The sequence below is a fragment of the Streptomyces sp. NPDC058877 genome, from assembly GCF_042742855.1.
Lineage (GTDB): Bacteria > Actinomycetota > Actinomycetes > Streptomycetales > Streptomycetaceae > Streptomyces.
Genome location: NZ_JBHYMF010000003.1, coordinates 97722 through 116079, shown reverse-complemented (window position 1 = coordinate 116079; position 18358 = coordinate 97722). Strand labels below are relative to the sequence as shown.

The 18358-nt window shown below is 70.8% G+C and carries 14 protein-coding genes and 1 pseudogene; 7 read left to right on the top strand and 8 right to left on the bottom strand.

The genetic code is table 11. The annotated features are described in order from the left end of the window. Positions 1–91: 91 nt before the first annotated feature. Positions 92–805, top strand: a pseudogene (locus tag ACFW2Y_RS01750) (hypothetical protein); the annotation flags it as partial. A gap of 9 nt (positions 806–814) precedes the next feature. Here the strand turns inward: ACFW2Y_RS01750 and ACFW2Y_RS01745 are convergent. Together ACFW2Y_RS01745 and uvrA are read right to left on the bottom strand one after the other, a co-directional pair. After that, entirely contained in the window at positions 815–1249 is a 435-nt protein-coding gene (locus ACFW2Y_RS01745) for a Rieske (2Fe-2S) protein (protein WP_384871965.1), read from the bottom strand. Between the two features lie 206 nt (positions 1250–1455). Further along, complete coding sequence (gene uvrA, locus ACFW2Y_RS01740) at positions 1456–4521, bottom strand: excinuclease ABC subunit UvrA (protein WP_384871962.1); 3066 nt, start codon at positions 4519–4521, stop codon at positions 1456–1458. Positions 4522–4677: 156 nt separating this feature from the next. On the opposite strand from uvrA, the gene ACFW2Y_RS01735 reads away from it, so the two are divergent. Continuing rightward, on the top strand, positions 4678–5367 hold the full coding sequence (locus ACFW2Y_RS01735) for a maleylpyruvate isomerase family mycothiol-dependent enzyme (RefSeq protein WP_384871959.1): 690 nt from the start codon (positions 4678–4680) through the stop codon (positions 5365–5367). A 45-nt stretch (positions 5368–5412) separates the two neighbouring features. After that, the gene (locus tag ACFW2Y_RS01730; RefSeq protein ID WP_384871956.1) at positions 5413–6069 is read left to right on the top strand and encodes an MBL fold metallo-hydrolase; all 657 of its coding nucleotides are present in this window, start codon (positions 5413–5415) and stop codon (positions 6067–6069) included. A gap of 177 nt (positions 6070–6246) precedes the next feature. Here ACFW2Y_RS01730 and ACFW2Y_RS01725 read toward each other — a convergent pair whose 3' ends face one another. The 5 genes from ACFW2Y_RS01725 to ACFW2Y_RS01705 all read right to left on the bottom strand — a co-directional run bounded on the left by ACFW2Y_RS01725 (position 6247) and on the right by ACFW2Y_RS01705 (position 13260). After that, positions 6247–7254: a TerC/Alx family metal homeostasis membrane protein gene (locus tag ACFW2Y_RS01725; RefSeq protein ID WP_384871953.1), complete on the bottom strand. Its 1008-nt coding sequence runs from the start codon at positions 7252–7254 to the stop codon at positions 6247–6249. Positions 7255–7484: 230 nt separating this feature from the next. Further along, positions 7485–9329 carry a TerD family protein gene (locus tag ACFW2Y_RS01720; RefSeq protein WP_384871950.1) on the bottom strand — a complete coding sequence of 615 codons (1845 nt, stop codon included), beginning with the start codon at positions 9327–9329 and terminating at the stop codon, positions 7485–7487. Positions 9330–9428: 99 nt separating this feature from the next. Next, complete coding sequence (locus ACFW2Y_RS01715) at positions 9429–10007, bottom strand: TerD family protein (protein WP_384871947.1); 579 nt, start codon at positions 10005–10007, stop codon at positions 9429–9431. Positions 10008–10159: 152 nt separating this feature from the next. Beyond that, entirely contained in the window at positions 10160–12292 is a 2133-nt protein-coding gene (uvrB, locus tag ACFW2Y_RS01710) for an excinuclease ABC subunit UvrB (protein WP_384871945.1), read from the bottom strand. Positions 12293–12360: 68 nt separating this feature from the next. Beyond that, a complete protein-coding gene (locus tag ACFW2Y_RS01705; RefSeq protein WP_384871942.1) occupies positions 12361–13260 on the bottom strand; it encodes an MHYT domain-containing protein in 900 nt (299 codons plus the stop codon). Positions 13261–13519: 259 nt separating this feature from the next. Between ACFW2Y_RS01705 and ACFW2Y_RS01700 the strand changes: the two genes are divergently transcribed. Both ACFW2Y_RS01700 and ACFW2Y_RS01695 read left to right on the top strand, forming a co-directional pair. Further along, on the top strand, positions 13520–14092 hold the full coding sequence (locus ACFW2Y_RS01700) for a methylated-DNA--[protein]-cysteine S-methyltransferase (RefSeq protein ID WP_384871939.1): 573 nt from the start codon (positions 13520–13522) through the stop codon (positions 14090–14092). A gap of 148 nt (positions 14093–14240) precedes the next feature. Further along, the gene (locus ACFW2Y_RS01695; RefSeq protein WP_384871936.1) at positions 14241–15542 is read left to right on the top strand and encodes an MFS transporter; all 1302 of its coding nucleotides are present in this window, start codon (positions 14241–14243) and stop codon (positions 15540–15542) included. A gap of 216 nt (positions 15543–15758) precedes the next feature. On the opposite strand, the gene ACFW2Y_RS01690 is transcribed toward ACFW2Y_RS01695, so the two are convergent. After that, positions 15759–16115 (bottom strand): cupin domain-containing protein, encoded by a 357-nt coding sequence (locus ACFW2Y_RS01690; RefSeq protein ID WP_384871933.1) that lies wholly within the window; start codon positions 16113–16115, stop codon positions 15759–15761. Between the two features lie 270 nt (positions 16116–16385). Between ACFW2Y_RS01690 and ACFW2Y_RS01685 the strand changes: the two genes are divergently transcribed. Together ACFW2Y_RS01685 and ACFW2Y_RS01680 are read left to right on the top strand one after the other, a co-directional pair. Beyond that, the gene (locus tag ACFW2Y_RS01685) at positions 16386–17315 is read left to right on the top strand and encodes a pseudouridine-5'-phosphate glycosidase (protein ID WP_384871930.1); all 930 of its coding nucleotides are present in this window, start codon (positions 16386–16388) and stop codon (positions 17313–17315) included. Next, on the top strand, positions 17312–18301 hold the full coding sequence (locus tag ACFW2Y_RS01680) for a carbohydrate kinase family protein (protein ID WP_384871927.1): 990 nt from the start codon (positions 17312–17314) through the stop codon (positions 18299–18301). Before ACFW2Y_RS01685 ends, ACFW2Y_RS01680 begins: the two co-directional genes overlap by 4 nt. Positions 18302–18358: the final 57 nt, after the last annotated feature.

Sequence of the window (18358 nt, the reverse complement as noted above, 5' to 3'; positions counted from 1 at the left end):
GAGCTGCAGACCCTCCTCGCCACCTGGACCGGCGCCTGCCCCACCTGCCACCGCGACATACCAAGCACCACACCAACCTGACCAAGCACTACTAGAGGAGGTACTCCGGCTACCGGCGAACTCGCTGCTGCGGCTCCTGACGGAGGACACGACCCCCCGCCCCGGAGCGGAACGCCCGGCAGCCCGTTCGTACCGCTCGCTGGTGGAGGCCTCGGGTTCGGTCGAGGAGCTGCTCGCGGAGCTGGAGACGCCGACGGACGGCGGGCTGCACACGGTGGGGCACCACGAGCGGGTGCGGATCGGGGCGGGACGGGAGTTGTTGGGGCGCGAGTCCCAGCACGTGGTGCGGGCCCACCGGGACGGTGTCGACCGCTACCTCGCCATCCACCACGGGGATCCGGGCTGCGACCCCTCGCGGGTGGTGGTGCGGGCGGTGGAGAACTGTCGCGCCGGACGGGTCCGCTGGCACGTCGGTACGGGAGTGTTGGTCGCCGAGCTGCTCTTCGACGCCCGGCTGCGGGCCGGGGACACGTACCTGTTCTCGTACGGCTTCGAGGACGGAACCGCCGGGCCGAGCGGGGAGTACCTCCGCGGGTTCAGCTTCGCGGGCGGGCAGTACGTGCTCCAGGTCCGCTTCGACGAAGCGGCGCTTCCGGTGCGCTGCCGGAGGTTCGTCCAGCCTTCCGCGGGCGCCCCGCGCGGCGGCCGTGCGGAGCTGACCCTGAGCGGTCGGCACCGCACGGTGCACCTGGTGGAGCAGGGGATGCGTCCGGGGATCCTGGGGATCGACTGGGACTGGGCGTGAGCCTCCGGCTCAGGACCGGGGGGATTCCGGGCCGGCGACCAGCGTGCCGTTCTCGACCCGGATCGGGACCTCGGGCAGCGGGACGGTGGCCGGCCCCCGGAGCGCCTTGCCGGTGGTCACGTCGAAGCGGCTGCCGTGGCAAGGGCAGTTGCCCTCGTTCTCCTCGACCTTGTCGAGGACACAGCCGGCGTGGGTGCACTGGGCGCTGAAGGCCTTGTACTGCCCCTGGGCCGGGCAGCTCACCACCAGCCGCTGCTCGCGGTAGAGCTTGGAACCACCGACCGGCACCTCGTCCGGGGCTCCGAGGGGGACCGGTGCGGTCGGGGTGGGGGCCTCGGCGTGGCCGAGCTTGGAGTCGGTGGAGCAGGCGGCCACGCCCAGCCCGGCGGCTCCGGCGAGAGCGGCGCCTTTCAGTACGGTGCGACGGCTGGACTGGCCGGACATGTGCGCTCCACGGTGAGGTGTAGGGGGACAAGACCCCTCAGGGGTGACCGAACCGACGATACCGGCGGGGTCGTCCGGGACATCGCCCGGGCCCTGGGTGCGGGGACGGGGCCGCAAGGGAGGACCCGGGCTCCGGGGCGGGGCCCTGCCGACGGCGTCGTCCTGCCGGTGCTCCGGCTCCGTCTGCCGCTCCGTCCCGTCGGCCGTCAGGCCTTGCGGGTCCGGGCGCTCGTCGCCTTCTTGGCGGAGGTCTTCTTCGCGGTGGCCGTGGTGGCCGTGGCTGCCGTCTTCCTTCCTGTCGTCTGCTCCGCGGCCTTGCTCTTGCTGCTCGCCCTCTTCGTCGCCGTGGTGTTCGCCGTGGCCTTCTTGGCCGCCGCCTTCTTCGTGCCGCGGGCCGCCGGGATCGTGCCCCCGGCGTCGCTGATCCGGTCGGCACCGAGGACCTCGCGGAGGAACTTGCCGGTGTGGCTCGCCGGGACCGAGGCGACCTGCTCCGGCGTGCCCTCGGCGACCACCAGGCCACCGCCGCTGCCGCCCTCCGGCCCCATGTCGATGACCCAGTCCGCGGTCTTGATGACATCAAGGTTGTGCTCGATGACGATCACCGAGTTGCCCTTGTCGACCAAGTTGGACAGAACCTTGATCAGCTTCGAGATGTCCTCGAAGTGGAGACCGGTGGTCGGCTCATCCAGCACGTAGACCGTGCGCCCCGTGGAGCGCTTCTGGAGCTCGGAGGCGAGCTTCACCCGCTGGGCCTCGCCGCCTGAGAGGGTCGGCGCCGACTGACCGAGGCGGACGTAACCGAGTCCGACCTCGTGGAGCGTGCGCAGGTGCCGGGCGATGGTCGGGACGGCCTCGAAGAAGTCGAGGGCCTCCTCGATCGGCATGTTGAGGACCTCGGCGATGGACTTGCCCTTGTAGTGGACCTCCAGGGTCTCCCGGTTGTAGCGGTCCCCGTGGCAGACCTCGCACGGCACGTAGACGTCCGGGAGGAAGTTCATCTCGATCTTGATCGTGCCGTCACCGGAGCAGTTCTCGCAGCGACCGCCCTTGACGTTGAAGGAGAAGCGACCGGGCAGGTAGCCCCGGACCTTGGCCTCCATCGTCTCGGCGAAGAGCCGGCGGACGTGGTCGAAGACTCCGGTGTAGGTCGCCGGGTTCGACCGGGGCGTGCGACCGATCGGCGACTGGTCCACGTGCACGACCTTGTCGACGAGCTCGTCTCCGTCGACGCGGGTGTGCCGTCCGGGCACCGACTTGGCGCCGTTCAGCTCGCGTGCCAGGTGGGTGTAGAGGATGTCGTTGACCAGGGTCGACTTGCCCGACCCGGAAACGCCGGTGACGGCGGTGAGGACGCCCAGCGGGAAGGAGACGTTGATGTCCCGCAGGTTGTTCTCGCGGGCACCGTGGACGGTGAGTCGACGCTCGGGGTCCATCGGGCGGCGGACGTCCGGGGCGTCGATCGACCGGCGGCCGGACAGGTACTGCCCGGTCATCGACTCCTCGTTGGCGAGGAGCTCCTTCAAGGAGCCGGAGTGGACGACCTTGCCCCCGTGCTCGCCCGCACCGGGGCCGATGTCGACGACCCAGTCGGCGACCTTGATGGTGTCCTCGTCGTGCTCGACGACGATCAGCGTGTTGCCCATGTCCCGGAGCCGCACCAGGGTCTCGATGAGCCGGTGGTTGTCGCGCTGGTGGAGACCGATGGACGGCTCGTCCAGGACGTAGAGCACGCCGACTAGGCCGGAGCCGATCTGGGTGGCCAGCCGGATGCGCTGGGCCTCACCGCCGGAGAGCGTGCCCGCCGCCCGGTTGAGCGAGAGGTAGTCGAGGCCGACGTCGACGAGGAAGCGCAGCCGCTCGTTGACCTCCTTGAGGACCCGCTCGGCGATCTTCTTGTCACGGGCGTTGAGCGTGAGGCGGGAAAGGAACTCGGCGCAGTCGCTGATCGACATCGCGGAGACCTCGGCGATGGACCGGTCCATGACCGTGACCGCGAGGACGATGGGCTTGAGTCGGGTGCCCTCGCAGGTGGGGCAGGGCACCTCCCGCATGTACCCCTCGAAGCGCTCGCGGCTGGAGTCGCTCTCGGCTTCGGAGTGACGCCGCTTGACGAAGGAGACGGCCCCCTCGAAGGCCGGGGTGGTGTAGGCCCGCTCGCGCCCGTACCGGTTGCGGTAGCGGACCTCGACCTGGGTCTTGTGGCCGTGCATCAGGGCCTTCTTGGCCCGCTGCGGCAGGCCCGCGTAAGGAATGTCCGTGCGGAAGCCGAGCGCCTGGGAGAGTCCTCCGATGAGCCGGCCGAAGTACTCCTTGGTGTGTCCGTGCGACCAGGGGTGGATGGCCCCCTCGTCGAGGGACTTCTCCTCGTCGGGGACGACCAGCTCCGGGTCGACCTCCATCCGGGTGCCGATGCCGGTGCAGTCGGGACAGGCACCGAAGGGCGAGTTGAAGGAGAAGGAGCGCGGCTCCAACTCCTCGAAGGACAGGTCGTCGTACGGGCAGTAGAGGTGCTCCGAGTACATGCGCTCGCGCTCGGGGTCGTCCTCGGGGAGGTCGACGAAGTCGAGGACGACCATGCCTCCGGAGAGTCCGAGCGCGGTCTCGACGGAGTCGGTGAGCCGGCGCTTGGCACTGTCCTTGACGGTGAGGCGGTCGACGACCACCTCGATCGTGTGCTTCTCCTGCTTCTTGAGCGTCGGGGGCTCGCTCAGCTGCACGGTCACGCCGTCCACCCGGGCACGGCTGTAGCCCTTGGTCTGGAGGTCGGCGAAGAGGTCGACGAACTCGCCCTTCCGCTCGCGCACCAGCGGGGAGAGCACCTGGAAGCGGCTGCCCTCGGGGAGCTCCAGGACCTTGTCGACGATGGCCTGCGGCGACTGGCGGGAGATCGGGCGACGGCACTCGGGACAGTGCGGCTTCCCGATCCGCGCGAAGAGCAGACGGAGGTAGTCGTAGACCTCCGTGATGGTGCCGACCGTGGAGCGCGGGTTGCGCGAGGTCGACTTCTGGTCGATGGAGACGGCGGGCGAGAGACCCTCGATGAAGTCGACGTCCGGCTTGTCCATCTGGCCGAGGAACTGCCGGGCGTACGAGGAGAGCGACTCGACGTACCGGCGCTGCCCCTCGGCGAAGATCGTGTCGAACGCGAGGGAAGACTTGCCCGACCCCGAGAGCCCGGTGAAGACGATGAGGGAGTCACGCGGGAGGTCGAGCGAGACGTTCTTGAGGTTGTGCTCGCGAGCGCCACGGACGATGAGACGGTCGGCCACGCCGGTCCGCACCTTTCTTGAGAGAGCGGATGTGCCTGAGACACCCAACAACCAAGGATGCCGGATGCTTCCGTCGAGCCTATAGCACGCACATTCGATTTCCGGCCGCTCGTAGCCCGCTTCACCCGAACGAGTGGCGGCGCTAGGGTCGGCGCCATGATCGATCACGAACAGGACCTTGTTTCCGTGCGCGAGGCGACCGAGCGTCTGCTGACCGCAGCCGCCTCCTGGGACAACGCGGCAGTGGCCGAGCCGTCACGGCTTCCCGGCTGGACCCGCGGTCATGTCCTCGCCCACCTGGCACGCAACGCCGACGCCCTGGTGAACGCCCTCCAGGGACGCCCCATGTACACCGACGCCGCGGCCCGCGACGCGGACATCGAGGACGGCTCCGCCCGCCCGCTGGACGTGCAGCTCGCCGACGTGCGCGAGACCGCCGAGCGCTTCCAGGCCGTCTGCGCCGAGCCCGCGGACTGGAGCCGCACGATCGAGCTCCGCAACGGGATCACCGACAGCGCCTCCCGGCTCCCCTTCCGCCGCTGGGTGGAGGTGGCCCTGCACCACGTGGACCTGGGAGCCGGCTACGAGCTGGAGGACCTGCCGGAGGAATTCGTCCGGCGGGAGGTCGACTTCCTCACCGAGCGGTTCACGGGCAACCCGTCCGTGCCGCCCACCCGGGTCGTCGCCACGGACGGCTCGGGCAGCTGGACCACCGGATCCGCGGAGGGCGCCGAGGTGACCGTGAGCGGCACCGCCCCCGAGCTCCTCGGCTGGCTCGCCGGCCGCCGGGAGGGCTCCGCGCTGAAGACCGAGGGCGGTCCCCTGCCGGAACTCCCGGCGCTTTAACCGAGGGCCGGAGCCGGCGCCACTTCCCGGGGCTAGTCTGAGGCCATGACGTACAGCGGAGTGGTGAAGGTCGGCGGTCCGGCGGACGTGCACGAGCTGACGGACCTGATGATCTCGAAGGTCGCGGTCGGCCCGATGGACAACAACGCGTATCTGTTGCGCTGCCGGGCGACCGGCGAGCAGCTGCTGATCGATGCGGCCAACGAGGCGGGGACGCTGCTCACGCTGATCGGTGACGACGGCATCGCGGCCGTCGTCACCACCCACCGGCACGGCGACCACTGGCAGGCACTCGCCGAGGTGGTCGCCGCGACCGGCGCCCGGACCTACGCGGGCGCGTACGACGCGGAAGGCATCCCCGTCGGGACCGACGAGCTGGTCGAGGACGGCGACACCATCCGGGTGGGCCGGGTCGAACTGACCGCGCGCCGTCTGGTCGGGCACACCCCCGGCTCGATCGCCCTCGTCTACGACGACCCGCACGGCCACCCCCACGTCTTCACCGGGGACTGCCTCTTCCCCGGCGGGGTGGGCAACACCTGGCAGGACCCGGAGGCTTTCGCGAGCCTGCTCCACGACGTCGAGACGAAGCTCTTCGCGGTGCTGCCCGACGAGTCGTGGATCTACCCCGGCCACGGCAAGGACACCACCCTCGGCGATGAGCGTCCCCACCTCGCGGAATGGCGCGAGCGCGGTTGGTGACACCCGGCACACCGCCCCCGAACTGCGCGCCCCCGTCGGGCGGTCGGCTCCCTCCCGGCGAGCGGGACGGTGACGGCCGCCGCCCGAGCGGCTCCGGCCGGGCCGCACGGGCGGCGGAGCACGGGGACGGCCGACCGGTCGGGGAACTGGTCGGCCGCCTTCGCGCGGAGTCGGGCCTTAGGCCTCGACGCTGTCCTTCTCGATGCCCTCGGGGGCGGCCGGGGCCTCGACCGCGGCGCGCTCCTCCTGCTTCCTGGAGGCGATCAGACTGGTGATGGTGGTGACCACCAGAACGCCGCAGATGACCGCGAGCGAGAACGGGATCGAGATCTCCGGAACGTGCACCCCGGACTCGTGCAGGGCGTGCAGCACGAGCTTCACTCCGATGAAGCCGAGGATCACCGACAGGCCGTAGCTGAGGTGGACCAGCTTCTGGAGGAGGCCCCCGATCAGGAAGTACAGCTGTCGCAGGCCCATCAGGGCGAAGGCGTTGGCGGTGAAGACGATGTACGGATCCTGGGTGAGGCCGAAGATCGCCGGGATGGAGTCGAGGGCGAACAGGATGTCGGTGGTGCCGATGGCGAGCATGACGACCATCAGCGGGGTCATCACCCGCTTGCCGTTGGCACGGATGAAGAGCTTGGTGCCGTGGTAGCGGTCGGCGACGCCGAACTTCTTCTCGGCGGTCTTGAGGAGGCGGTTCTCCTCGAACTCGCCCTCTTCCTCGCCGGAACGCGCCTCCTGGATGAGCTTCCAAGCGGTGTAGATCAGGAACGCGCCGAACAGGTAGAAGACCCAGGAGAAGTTCGTGATGATCGCAGCACCGGCGGCGATGAAGATCGCACGGAGCACCAGGGCGATGAGCACGCCCACGAGCAGGACCCGCTGCTGGAGGTGGGAGGGGACCGAGAACTTCGCCATGATCAGCACGAAGACGAAGAGGTTGTCGACGCTGAGCGACTTCTCGGTGATGTATCCCGCGAAGAACTCGCCGGCCGCCTGACCGTTCCCGAACAGCAACAGGCCGAGCCCGAAGAGCGCCGCCAGCACGATCCAGACGACCGTCCAGATGCCGGCTTCCTTGACCGATACCTCATGGGGTTTGCGCCCGATGAAGAAGTCGGCACCGATCAGGGCCCCCAGACCGAGAATGGTCAGGACCCACAGGGTCATTGATACGTCCACTGCGCCTCCGGCGTCGTACGGCTACTGATCAGCGTCGTCGCTGCCGGAGGTCTCTTCCACCCGAGCGGCGGGCGTGCCGCCGGGCCGACGCCCCGGGATCAGATCGATGCCGATCCGTCCGTATTGACGGGTACGTCGCGCATGGGGAGTACTCCCCTCCGCACCGAGAAGAGTACCCGAAAGGCCAAGAGAAGGTAAAGAGAAAGGCAAAGAATCATCAAAATGCCTGGTCAGAGCAGTTTTGCTTGACGGGCGGCGACCGCCCGCGCGAGGGACTGGCGGAGGATCCCGCTGCCGGGCGGAGGCAGCAGCGGCTCGTAGGACCAGGAGTGGCCGACCCATGGATCGGCCAGGTGGTCGTCGGGAACGGGAGTCAGGCGCAGCAGCGAACGCCACAGGGGATCGAGCAGCGGCCCGTACGCGGCGGCGTCCTCCCGGTCGGCGACCACCAGCAGATGTACGCCGACCGCGGGCCCCTCGTCCGCGAGGTACCGCAGACGGGTGACCGCCCGCTCGTCGAAACCGTGCGGGAAGTCATGGACGATCAGCAGTTGCCGAGCCCTGTCCAGACCGGGCGGCAGGGCGTCGACGGCCCCTCCGCGCAGAGCCATCTGGAGCAGGTCGACGCGCTCGGTGAGCTGTTCCAGGACCGCCGAGACACCTGCCGCCCCCCGGGCTGGAGGAGCTGCGGCCCCGGTCTCCACAAGGGGTGCCAGGGCCTCAGCGCCCGCCCCCGCCGGATCCACGACGTGGAGCGCGAATCCACCCGCCGGGTGGGCTGCGAGGAGCCTGGCGGCATGTGCGACCGCGCTCTCCAGGGCGAGCCGCCGCAACTCGGCTTCGTCGAGGAAACCGGCGGCCGTGGACCGGCCCCGGCCGGAGTCCACCCAGAGCCCCCGCTCCAGCGGCAACCGGACGAGCAGGGGGATCCGGAGGCCGGTGCGTTCGGGAAGGTGCAGGTCGCCGAGGCGGATGGCCATCGGCTCCCCGACGGGTGGTTGATGGGCGTGCCAAACGGGGTTGTCCCAGCGGGCGTACGCGACGGGCAGCGCCGGTTCGACGACCTCGACCTCGGCCGCAAGCTGGTCCAGGTCCCGATCGAGGACCTCCCTGGCCCGCTCCACCAGTTCGTCGCGCCGGGCACGCGCGGTGGCCCGTGCTGCGTCGTTCGAGCCCCCGCCACGGGCGCGGTAGTCGGTGAGCGTCTCGTCGAGCTCCCGGTCGAGCCGGGAATCCGCGAAGTCACAGGCGCTGCGATAGGCGGCCACGGCACGGGCCAGGTCCTCGAACATCCCCCACACCTGGTTGTAGAGGCGCTCGTCCATGGACCAGCCCGAGGCGTCCCCCGCGACCGGCACCGGCGGGGTCCGTCGTGGCTCCGGGGCGGGAGGAGCGGAAGGGGGAGCGGAGGGGGAGGCCGGGCCCGGGGCCGTCCGGAGGGGGTGCGCATAGTCGATCCGGCCTCCGGACGCCGGCGCCGGCCCCGAGGCGGGCGGGGGCACCGGGGCCACGGTCGCCCGGTCCTGTGCGGAGGACACCGGGGCCGCCGTCGCCAGGATCGACGCGGCCAGGTCCACGGGGCTCTCCAGGCCCTGGTCCCCGAGGAGCGCGGCGAGCCCGCCCTCGTACCCCTGCCCCATGGCGCGGACCTTCCAAGTTCCCTGCCGGCGATACAGCTCCAGGGCGATGACGGCGGACTCGCTGCCCAGGCCGGTGATGGTGTAGCGGGCGATCTCGGTGCCTTCCCGGCCGGTGACGGCGACGAACGGAGCGGAGAGGGCCCCGAAGCCCGTGACGTCACCGAGCAGGGCCAGGAGGATCGAGACGCGGTGGACGGTCCCGGGAACCGCGTCCAGGTCGACGGCGAGACGGTGCTCGGCCGAGGCGGCTCCGGGGACGTCGACACCGGGGAGGGACGGCGATCCGGGGTGGGCGACCCACTCGGCGCCCCGGACCGTGCCCCGCTCGTCGCCGAGGGTGACCCCGGCGAGGACCGGGAGAGCGACCGACGTCTTGATCTCCAGTCGGGTGTCGGGCAGGGGGTGGTTCTGCCCCCGGACCAGCTCGGCCGTCATCGACTCTGTCCCCTCGGTGCTTCTTGGCGCGGATCATGCGGACAGCTCCCGGAGGGCCGGTGCCTCCGGGAGCTGCGGGTGTGCGGTGTCGGCGTGCGTCTACAGGTGCGGGAGGATCGCGGGCATCAGGTCCTGGAAGGTGCGGCCGTTGGCCGGGGTGCCCAGGGCGGTCATCTGCCAGCCCGAGCCGGCCCGGTGGACCTTCGCCATGATCTGCGCGGTGAAGTTTCCGCCGCCGTTGAGGGTGTAGCGCGCGAGCTCCTGCCCGTTCGTCTCGTCGACGAGACGGCAGAAGGCGTTCTGCACCTCCTGGAAGGTCTGGCCGGTGAAGGAGTTCACCGTGAAGACGATCTGGTCGATGTGGACCGGAATCCGCTCCAGGTCCACCAGGATCGCTTCGTCGTCGCCGCCCTGGCCGGCGCCACCGACGAGGTTGTCCCCGGTGTGCTTGACCGAGCCGTCGTCGCTGACGAGGTGGCGGAAGAAGACGACGTCGACCGGCTGCTTCTCCGCGAAGAGGACGGCCGAGGCGTCCAGGTCGATCTCCCGCGTGCGCGAGCCGAAGAGACCGCGGCGCGGCGCCGCCTGCCAGCCGAGGCCCATCCGCACCTGGCTGAGGCTGCCCCCGTCCTTCTTCTCCAGGCTGATGGCCTGACCCTTGGTCATGTTGACCGACACGCGTTTGCCCCTCTCGTTAGCGTTCCCCGCGCCCGCCGTCCGGTGCGTACGCTTGTCAAGCACCCTACGCAGGGGCACTGACGACGCGGAGGGGCAGTCCGGATTTGTGTCGTTCTTGCAACACACCGGACCGTCCGTCCGCTCTCGCCCGGTCAGGCGAGCCCCGCCTCCTTCATCTGCCGCAACTCCTTCTTCAGCTCTCCCACTTCGTCACGGAGCCGGGCCGCTACCTCGAACTGCAGCTCGGCTGCAGCCGCACGCATCCGGTCGGTCATCTCCTCGATGATCGAGGCGAGTTCGGCGGCCGGGCGGTCACCGAGCTCGACCGTGGAACCGGCCTTGCCGCCCTTGGCCCCGGGTCCGTGCGTGGCGAGCGAGGGCACGGGGGCCTTTGCGGCCTTGCCCTCCTTCGCCTGCCGGTAACCGGTGCCGAGGAGTTCCTCGGTGTCGATCTCCTCGCGCGCAAGGGTGGCCACGATGTCGTTGATCTTCTTGCGGAGCGGCTGTGGGTCGATGCCGTGCTCGGTGTTGTAGGCGATCTGCTTCTCGCGGCGCCGGTTGGTCTCGTCGATGGCCTGCTCCATGGCCGGGGTGATCCGGTCCGCGTACATGTGGACCTGGCCCGAGACGTTCCGGGCGGCACGACCGATCGTCTGGATGAGGGAGGTCCCGGAGCGGAGGAAGCCCTGCTTGTCGGCGTCGAGGATGGCGACAAGGGACACTTCGGGCAGGTCGAGGCCCTCCCGGAGGAGGTTGATGCCGACGAGGACGTCGTACTCGCCGGCGCGCAGTTCGCGCAGCAACTCGATGCGCCGCAGCGTGTCGACGTCGCTGTGCAGGTAACGCACCTGGATGCCGAGCTCCAGGAAGTAGTCGGTGAGGTCCTCCGCCATCTTCTTGGTGAGGGTGGTGACGAGGACCCGCTCGTCGCGCTCGGTGCGCAGCCGGATCTCGTGCACCAGGTCGTCGATCTGGCCTTCGGTGGGCTTGACGACGACTTCGGGGTCGACGAGACCGGTGGGGCGGATGATCTGTTCGACGAAGCCGTCGCCACGCGAGAGCTCGTACGTCCCGGGGGTCGCGGAGAGGTAGACGGTCTGGCCGATGCGCTCCTGGAACTCCTCCCACTTCAACGGGCGGTTGTCGAGGGCGGACGGGAGCCGGAAGCCGTGGTCGACCAGCGTCCGCTTGCGGGAGGCGTCGCCCTCGTACATGGCGCCGATCTGCGGCACGGTGACGTGCGACTCGTCGATGACGAGGAGGAAGTCCTCGGGGAAGTAGTCGAGGAGGGTGTTGGGTGCGGAACCGGGCTCCCGCCCGTCGAAGTGCATCGAGTAGTTCTCGATGCCGGAGCAGGAACCGATCTGCCGCATCATCTCGATGTCGTAGGTGGTGCGCATGCGCAGGCGCTGGGACTCCAGGTGCTTGCCCTGCTTGTCGAGCTCGGCGAGGCGGCCCTCCAGCTCGCGCTCGATGTCGTTGATCGCGCGCTCCATGCGCTCGGGGCCGGCGACGTAGTGGCTGGCGGGGAAGACGTACAGCTCGCGGTCCTCACTGATGACCTCGCCGGTGAGCGGGTGGAGGGTGGAGAGGGCCTCGATCTCGTCGCCGAACATCTCGATGCGGACGGCGAGCTCCTCGTAGACCGGGAAGATCTCGATGGTGTCGCCGCGCACCCGGAAGGTGCCGCGGGTGAAGGCCAGGTCGTTCCGGGTGTACTGGATGTCGACGAAACGGCGCAGCAGCTGGTCGCGGTCGATCTCCTCGCCGACCTTGAGCGGGACCATCCGGTCGACGTACTCCTGGGGCGTGCCGAGGCCGTAGATGCAGGAGACGGAGGCGACGACGACAACGTCCCTACGGGTGAGCAGCGAGTTCGTCGCGGAGTGTCGGAGCCGCTCCACCTCCTCGTTGATGGAGGAGTCCTTCTCGATGTAGGTGTCGGACTGCGGAACGTACGCCTCGGGTTGGTAGTAGTCGTAGTACGAGACGAAGTACTCGACGGCGTTGTGGGGCAGGAGCTCGCGGAACTCGTTCGCCAACTGGGCGGCCAGCGTCTTGTTCGGCGCCATCACCAGAGTGGGGCGCTGGAGCTTCTCGATCATCCACGCGGTGGTCGCGGACTTGCCGGTGCCGGTGGCACCGAGCAGCACGACGTCCTTCTCGCCGGCGCGGATGCGCCGCTCCAGGTCGGCGATGGCGGTCGGCTGGTCGCCGCTGGGCTGGTACTCGCTGACGACCTCGAAGGGCGCCACCGAACGTTCGATCTTGGAAACGGGCCGCATGCAACCACCGTACGACCCGACACTGACACTCGGGTGGTGATCCGCGCCTGCTCCGGCCCGGACTCCCGTCACCAGTCCTGCGAACGGTGTCCGCCCCGGGGGCCGCTCCGGCGGGCGGCGCGACGGGTCGGGCGGGCCGTCCAGTTGGCGGGCTCCCCGTAGGACGGCACGTGGCCGGGGGCGGGCACACCGGGGCGGTGCACGCTCCGGGCGGTGGGCCGCTGCCAGTCGGGGTCGCCCATCACGAGCAGCGGGTCGAACATGACGACGACGGCAGCCAGGATCAGGAAGACCGCCGGCCCGATCAGCATGGGCAGGAGGAGCGAGGTGGGGTTGTCGCCGGTTCCCGCACGGGCCCCGGCACCGTGCAGGTGGACGCTGACGGCGGCCATCGCGGTGTAGTGCATGCCGCTCACGGCGACGCCCATCACCAGGCTCGCGCCGAGGCTGGCGAGGAATCCGTGCACCGAGACGGCCGCCCAGAGGGCGGCGGTGGCGGCCACGACGGCGATGACCACGGAGAGGGCGACGGTGAGCGTGTCGTACTCGATGCGGCCCTGGAGGCGCACGCCGGCCATGCCGAGGTAGTGCATCGTGGCGACGCCGAGGCCCGTGATGGTGCCACCGGTGACCAGCGTGAGGGCGGTCGCCCCGCGGTATCCGACGATGAAGATGCCGACGCCCACCATGAGCACGGCGACGCCCAGACTGGCGAAGGTGATGGGGCGGTCGTAGCTGACGGGCGCCTGCTGGACGGAGAAGCCCATCATGGCGATGAAGTGCATCGTCCAGATGCCGGTGCCGATCGAGGTCGCACCGAGGACCAGCCAGCCCGCCTTGAAGGTGTCGTGGTGGCGGAGCGATCTGGTGGTGCACCGCAGGCCGAGGGCGCTGCCGAGACAGGCCATGAGAAAGGCGGCCACCGGCGTGACGAGCCCGTAGCTGAATCCGTTGACCGTGCCCTGCATGAGCCCTTGTCCTCCACCCCTGGTGCAGCATTGTCCGAAAACAGTCGGTACCGCTGGGTAGTACTACCGGGCCGAGGGTATGGCGCGGCAGGGGTCCCCCGCCCATGTGACCGGGGAATTTCCGTGCGTGAGATCGGAGCGATACCGCTCCGTGATCTCGCTGGGGGCGCCGGAGCGGTTCGGCGCCGGAAGCCCTGGACCGGTTCGGAGGCGGCGGGCGGGGTTCGGGCCCGTCGGTGGCGGACCGTAACGTGGAGACATGGACATCGAGGTGGAGACGGGACCGGTCTGCCCGGAGCGAGCGGCCCCGACGGAGTGGGCGGTCGTGGAGAGCCCCATCGGGCCGCTCTTCCTCGCGGCGACCGAGCGGGGCCTCGTGCGGGTCGAGTTCCACGCCGCCGCGGCACGCCGGGAGCGGATGCTCGACCGGTTGGCGGGGCAGTTCGGCGTCGGGGCGGTGGAGTGCGCCGCGGGGCGGCTCGCGGAGCCGGTGCGTCAGCTCGACCGGTACTTCGCGGGCGGACTTCGGACTTTCGACCTGCCGCTGGACTGGAGCCTGACGACCGGATTCAACCGGCAGGTGTTGCGGGAACTGGCAAGGACGGTTCCGTACGGCACGGTCGTCGGGTACGGCGAGTTGGCGGGGCGCGTCGGGCAGCCCGGGGCGGCGCAGGCGGTCGGGGCGGCCATGGGAGCCAATCCGCTGCCGCTGGTGGTGCCGTGCCATCGGGTGGTGGAGAGCGGCGGCGGTCTTGGGGGTTTCGGGGGCGGGCTGGAGACGAAGCGGCAGCTCCTGGCGCTCGAAGGGGTGCTTCCCGCACCGCTGTTCTGAGTGCAGCACACCGTGGCGAGGACTCCTTCCGGGCGCCGACGGCCGTGGGGCGGACGCCCCCTCGCGGGAGCCGCCGGCGGTACGGACGAGGAGGTCGGCGGGGGGAGGGGCGTTCCCATCGAGGAGGGCCAATGGCACACTCAGGTAAGTGACCCAGACCCCTAGCACCCCTGACGCAGCCGCGTCCGATGCGCCGCCCGCACCCACTCCGCCCATCAGCCCTTCCGCGCTGCCGTCGCTTCGTCGGCGCGTACGGGCCGTACTGATCGTCACCCAGATCCTGGGGGGACTCGGCACCGCGATCGGCTTCGCCCTCGCCGCCGTCCTGGCGCGGGACGTGAGCGGCACCGAGGCGCTGTCCGGCCTGGCGTCGACGGCATCGGTGACCGGCACCGCCCTGCTCGCCATGCCCCTCGCCTCCTTGATGGCGTCGCGGGGGCGCCGCGCGGGACTCGTCCTGGCATATGCCATAGGGGCATTCGGCGCCTCCGTGGTGGTACTCGGGGCGGTCATGGAGAACTTCCCGCTGCTGCTCATCGGACTCGTCGGCTTCGGCGCCGGGTCCTCGGCCAACCTGGCGGCCCGCTTCGCCGCCGCCGACCTCGCCGAGCCGGACCACCGGGCCCGGGCCATCTCCACGGTCGTGTGGGCGACCACCATCGGCGCGGTGCTCGGCCCTAACGTCGCCGCACCCGCCGGAAAGAGCGTCTCGGGCCTCGGCATACCGGCCGCAGCAGGACCGTTCGCCTGGGCCGCCGGCGTCTTCGTGGTCGCGGCGATCGTGGTGGCCCTGCTGCTGCGCCCCGACCCGTTGCTGACCGCCAGGGCATTGCACGACACCGGGTCGGACGGAGTGCCGGAGGGACGTTCCCTACGGGCCGGGATGCAGGCGGTCCGCGCGTCGTCGAAGGCCCGGCTCGCCCTGGTCACCATCGCGGGCTCGCACACGGCCATGGTGTCGATCATGTCGATGACGCCGGTGGCACTCACCCACCACGGCGCGGACATCCAGCTGATCGGATTCGTGCTCAGCGGGCACATCGCCGGGATGTACGCCTTCTCACCGCTGATGGGCTGGCTCTCCGACCGACTGGGCCGGCTGTCGGTCATCGGGCTCGCGGTCGGACTCATCGGCGCCGCGGCGTTCGTCGCGGGCACGGCGGGACCGAGCCACGGGCGGACCGCCCTGGGGCTCTTCCTGCTCGGCCTCGGCTGGTCGGCGGGACTGGTGTCCGGCTCGGCGCTGCTCACCGACTCGGTGCCGCAGGCCGCGCGGGCCGCCGTGCAGGGACTCTCCGACTTCGTGATGAACACCGCCGCCGGGGTCGGCGGCCTGGCGGCGGGCCTGATCGTCTCGCAGGCGGGCTACGGCCCCCTGAACGCGATCGCCGCGTGCCTGTTGCTACCGATGGCCGCGCTCACCCTGCGGGGGGCCCTCCGGAAGGCGTGACCTTCCGAACGCCCCGCCCCCGACGGAGGCCGTGGCGCCGGCTCGCCCGAAGCCCCGCCGTTCCGGCCCGCCGCCCCGAGCGCGCCACCTACCGGGCTCCGGGGCGGGCGCTCCGCCTCGGCCGGAGCCCGTGCGGAGCGACTCCCCGCACGGACAGAGGGCCTTCGTGACGCCCCGTGGCCTTCGGTCGCGGCTCCGTCGCGCCTCCGCCGGGCTTCAGAGGCTGATGTGGTACGCCTTGCGCAGGGTCTCGTGCACGGTCCAGGTGGTTCGGTCGCCCTCCCGCAGCACACAGGCGTCACCGGGGCCGATCTCCAGCGTGTCACCGCCCTCGACGACGACGGTCGCCCGTCCGGACACCACCACGAAGAGCTCGTTGGCCTCGGTGTCGGTGACCACTCCGGGAGTGATCTGCCAGATGCCGCGCACCTGCTTGCCATCGACCGACTCCCACAGCACCTTGCCCGTCACTTCGGGCGTCCCGGAGACGATCTGGGCGGGGTCGAGGGGCTCGGCTTCGAGCTCCGCGTCGGGGATGTGCACGGCGAAGGAGGGCGGCTCATGAGTCGTCATGGGCGGTGACTGTAGCGGGGGCCGATGGGCGCCCCACTACCGGGACCGGATGGAATACCTCCTTCCACTTTGCCCCTCACCAGCAATGACATCCAGATCAGGGGAACCGACGAAATCCGCACGGGCCCTTCGGCGCGGCATCCCGGGGGTGTCGCGACCGCTTCTTGCCCCTGCGTCCCCTCCCGTCACGGATTCCGCAGGCGCCTGCTGCCGTGGCAGGAGACCGCCAACGAGGTTTGCGGACCCGGCGAGCGCGCCAAGGAATGGAACATGTCCACACAGGTGTCCGAAGAGGTGCGGGAGGCTCTCCACGAGAGCCGGCCCGTCGTCGCGCTGGAATCGACGCTCATTGCCCACGGCTTGCCACGCCCGCGCAACCTCGCCGTGGCCTCGGAACTGGAGGAGGCGGTACGGGCCGGGGGCGCTGTCCCGGCCACGATCGCGGTGATCGACGGGACGGCCCGGATCGGCCTGGACGGCACGGCCCTGAACCGGATCGCCGAGGACCCGTCGGTACGGAAACTGGGCCAGCGCGATCTGGCGCCCGCCCTGGCGACCGGCGCAACAGGGGCGACGACGGTCTCGGCCACGGCCGCACTCGCGGACGCGGCGGGCATACGGGTGTTCGCGACCGGTGGACTCGGCGGCGTGCACCGCGAATGGAGCGAGACGCAGGACGAGTCCGCCGATCTGCGGTTGCTCGGCCGGGTCGGGATCGCCGTGGTGTGTGCCGGGGTGAAGTCGATCCTCGACGTTCCCGCGACGCTCCAGCGACTGGAGACCCTGGGGGTGACGGTCGTCGGGTACGGCACGGCACACTTCCCCGGTTTCTACCTCTCCTCCTCGGGCGAACCCGTCGACTGGACCTTGCGGAGCGTCGAGGAGGTGGCAGCAGTGATGCGGGCTCAGGACCGGCTGGACGGGCCCAGGGCAGCGCTTGTCGTCGCCAACCCGGTTCCCTCGGACGAGCAGTTGGACCCCGCGCTGCACGACCGCGTGCTGGCACGGGGCCTCTCGGCGGCGAAGGAGAAGGGGATCGTCGGTCAGGCCGTGACCCCGTTCCTCCTCGAATACCTGATGGTCCACACGGAAGGGGCGTCCCTGGAGGCCAACCTCGCGGCGGTGCGGGGCAACGTGCGCCTGGCGGCGCACATCGCGGGCGCCTACGCAGCGGGGAAGCCGGGTGCGGGCGCACGATGAGTCGCGCGCCCAAGCCGCCCGGGCGGGCACTGCTCGTCGTCGGGGACGTGGTCACCGACGTCGTCGCCCGACACGGCACACCGCTCGCTCCCGCCACGGACACCGCGGCGGAGATCCGGATCCTCCCGGGCGGGGCCGGGGCGAACGCGGCTTGTTGGGCGGCGCGTTCCGGCCGTGACGAGGTGCGGTTGCTCGGCCGGGTGGGGACGGACGCGGTCGATTGGCACGAGCGGTTGCTGCGGAGGGCGGGCGTACGCCCCCTGCTCGTCCCGGATGCGGAGGCGGCGACGGCCACCGTGATCGCGCTCGTGGACTCCTCCGCGGAGCGCACCTTCCTGACCGACAGCGGCGCAGCACTGCGCCTCTCCCCCGCCGACTGGTCCGCGGAACTGCTCGGCGGAGTGGCCCGGCTGCACCTCTCGGGGTACTCGTTCTTCGCCACGCCGAGCCGGGAAGCAGCCAGCTGCGCACTGCGGGACGCCCGGAACGCGGGGGTCCCGGTGAGCGTGGATCCCGCCTCGGCGGGATTTCTGGCGGGGCTGGGCGTGGACCGGTTCCTCGCGGCGGTGGAAGGCGCCGAGACGCTGCTGCCCAACGCCGACGAAGCGAAGGCTCTCACCGGGTGCGGAGAGCCGGAGTCGGCGGCGAGGGCGTTGAGCCGGCTCTTTCCCCTGGTCGTGGTCACCCTCGGGGCGGCGGGCGCGCTGGTCGCCGAGGGGGGTGCGATCGCCGCGAGGGTGGCGGCGCCTCCGGTGACGCCGGTGGACTCGACGGGTGCGGGCGACGCCTTCACCGGGGCGTTCCTGGCAGCGCGGCTCTCGGGCGCGGATCCGGTGCGGTCCGCCGAGGCGGGCTGTCGCGCGGGCGCGGAGGCGGTCACCCGCATGGGCGGCAGGCCCCCGGCCCCGTCCGACCACGCGCGAGGAGGACCGACGGGCGGGTGCGGGAGCCGGACGGGCGAGCCGGCCAAGGAGCGGGAGACCTGAACGCCGCGGCAGTGGCGTCACCGGCGATCGGCCCGGTGCAGGAGCCCGGGCATGACG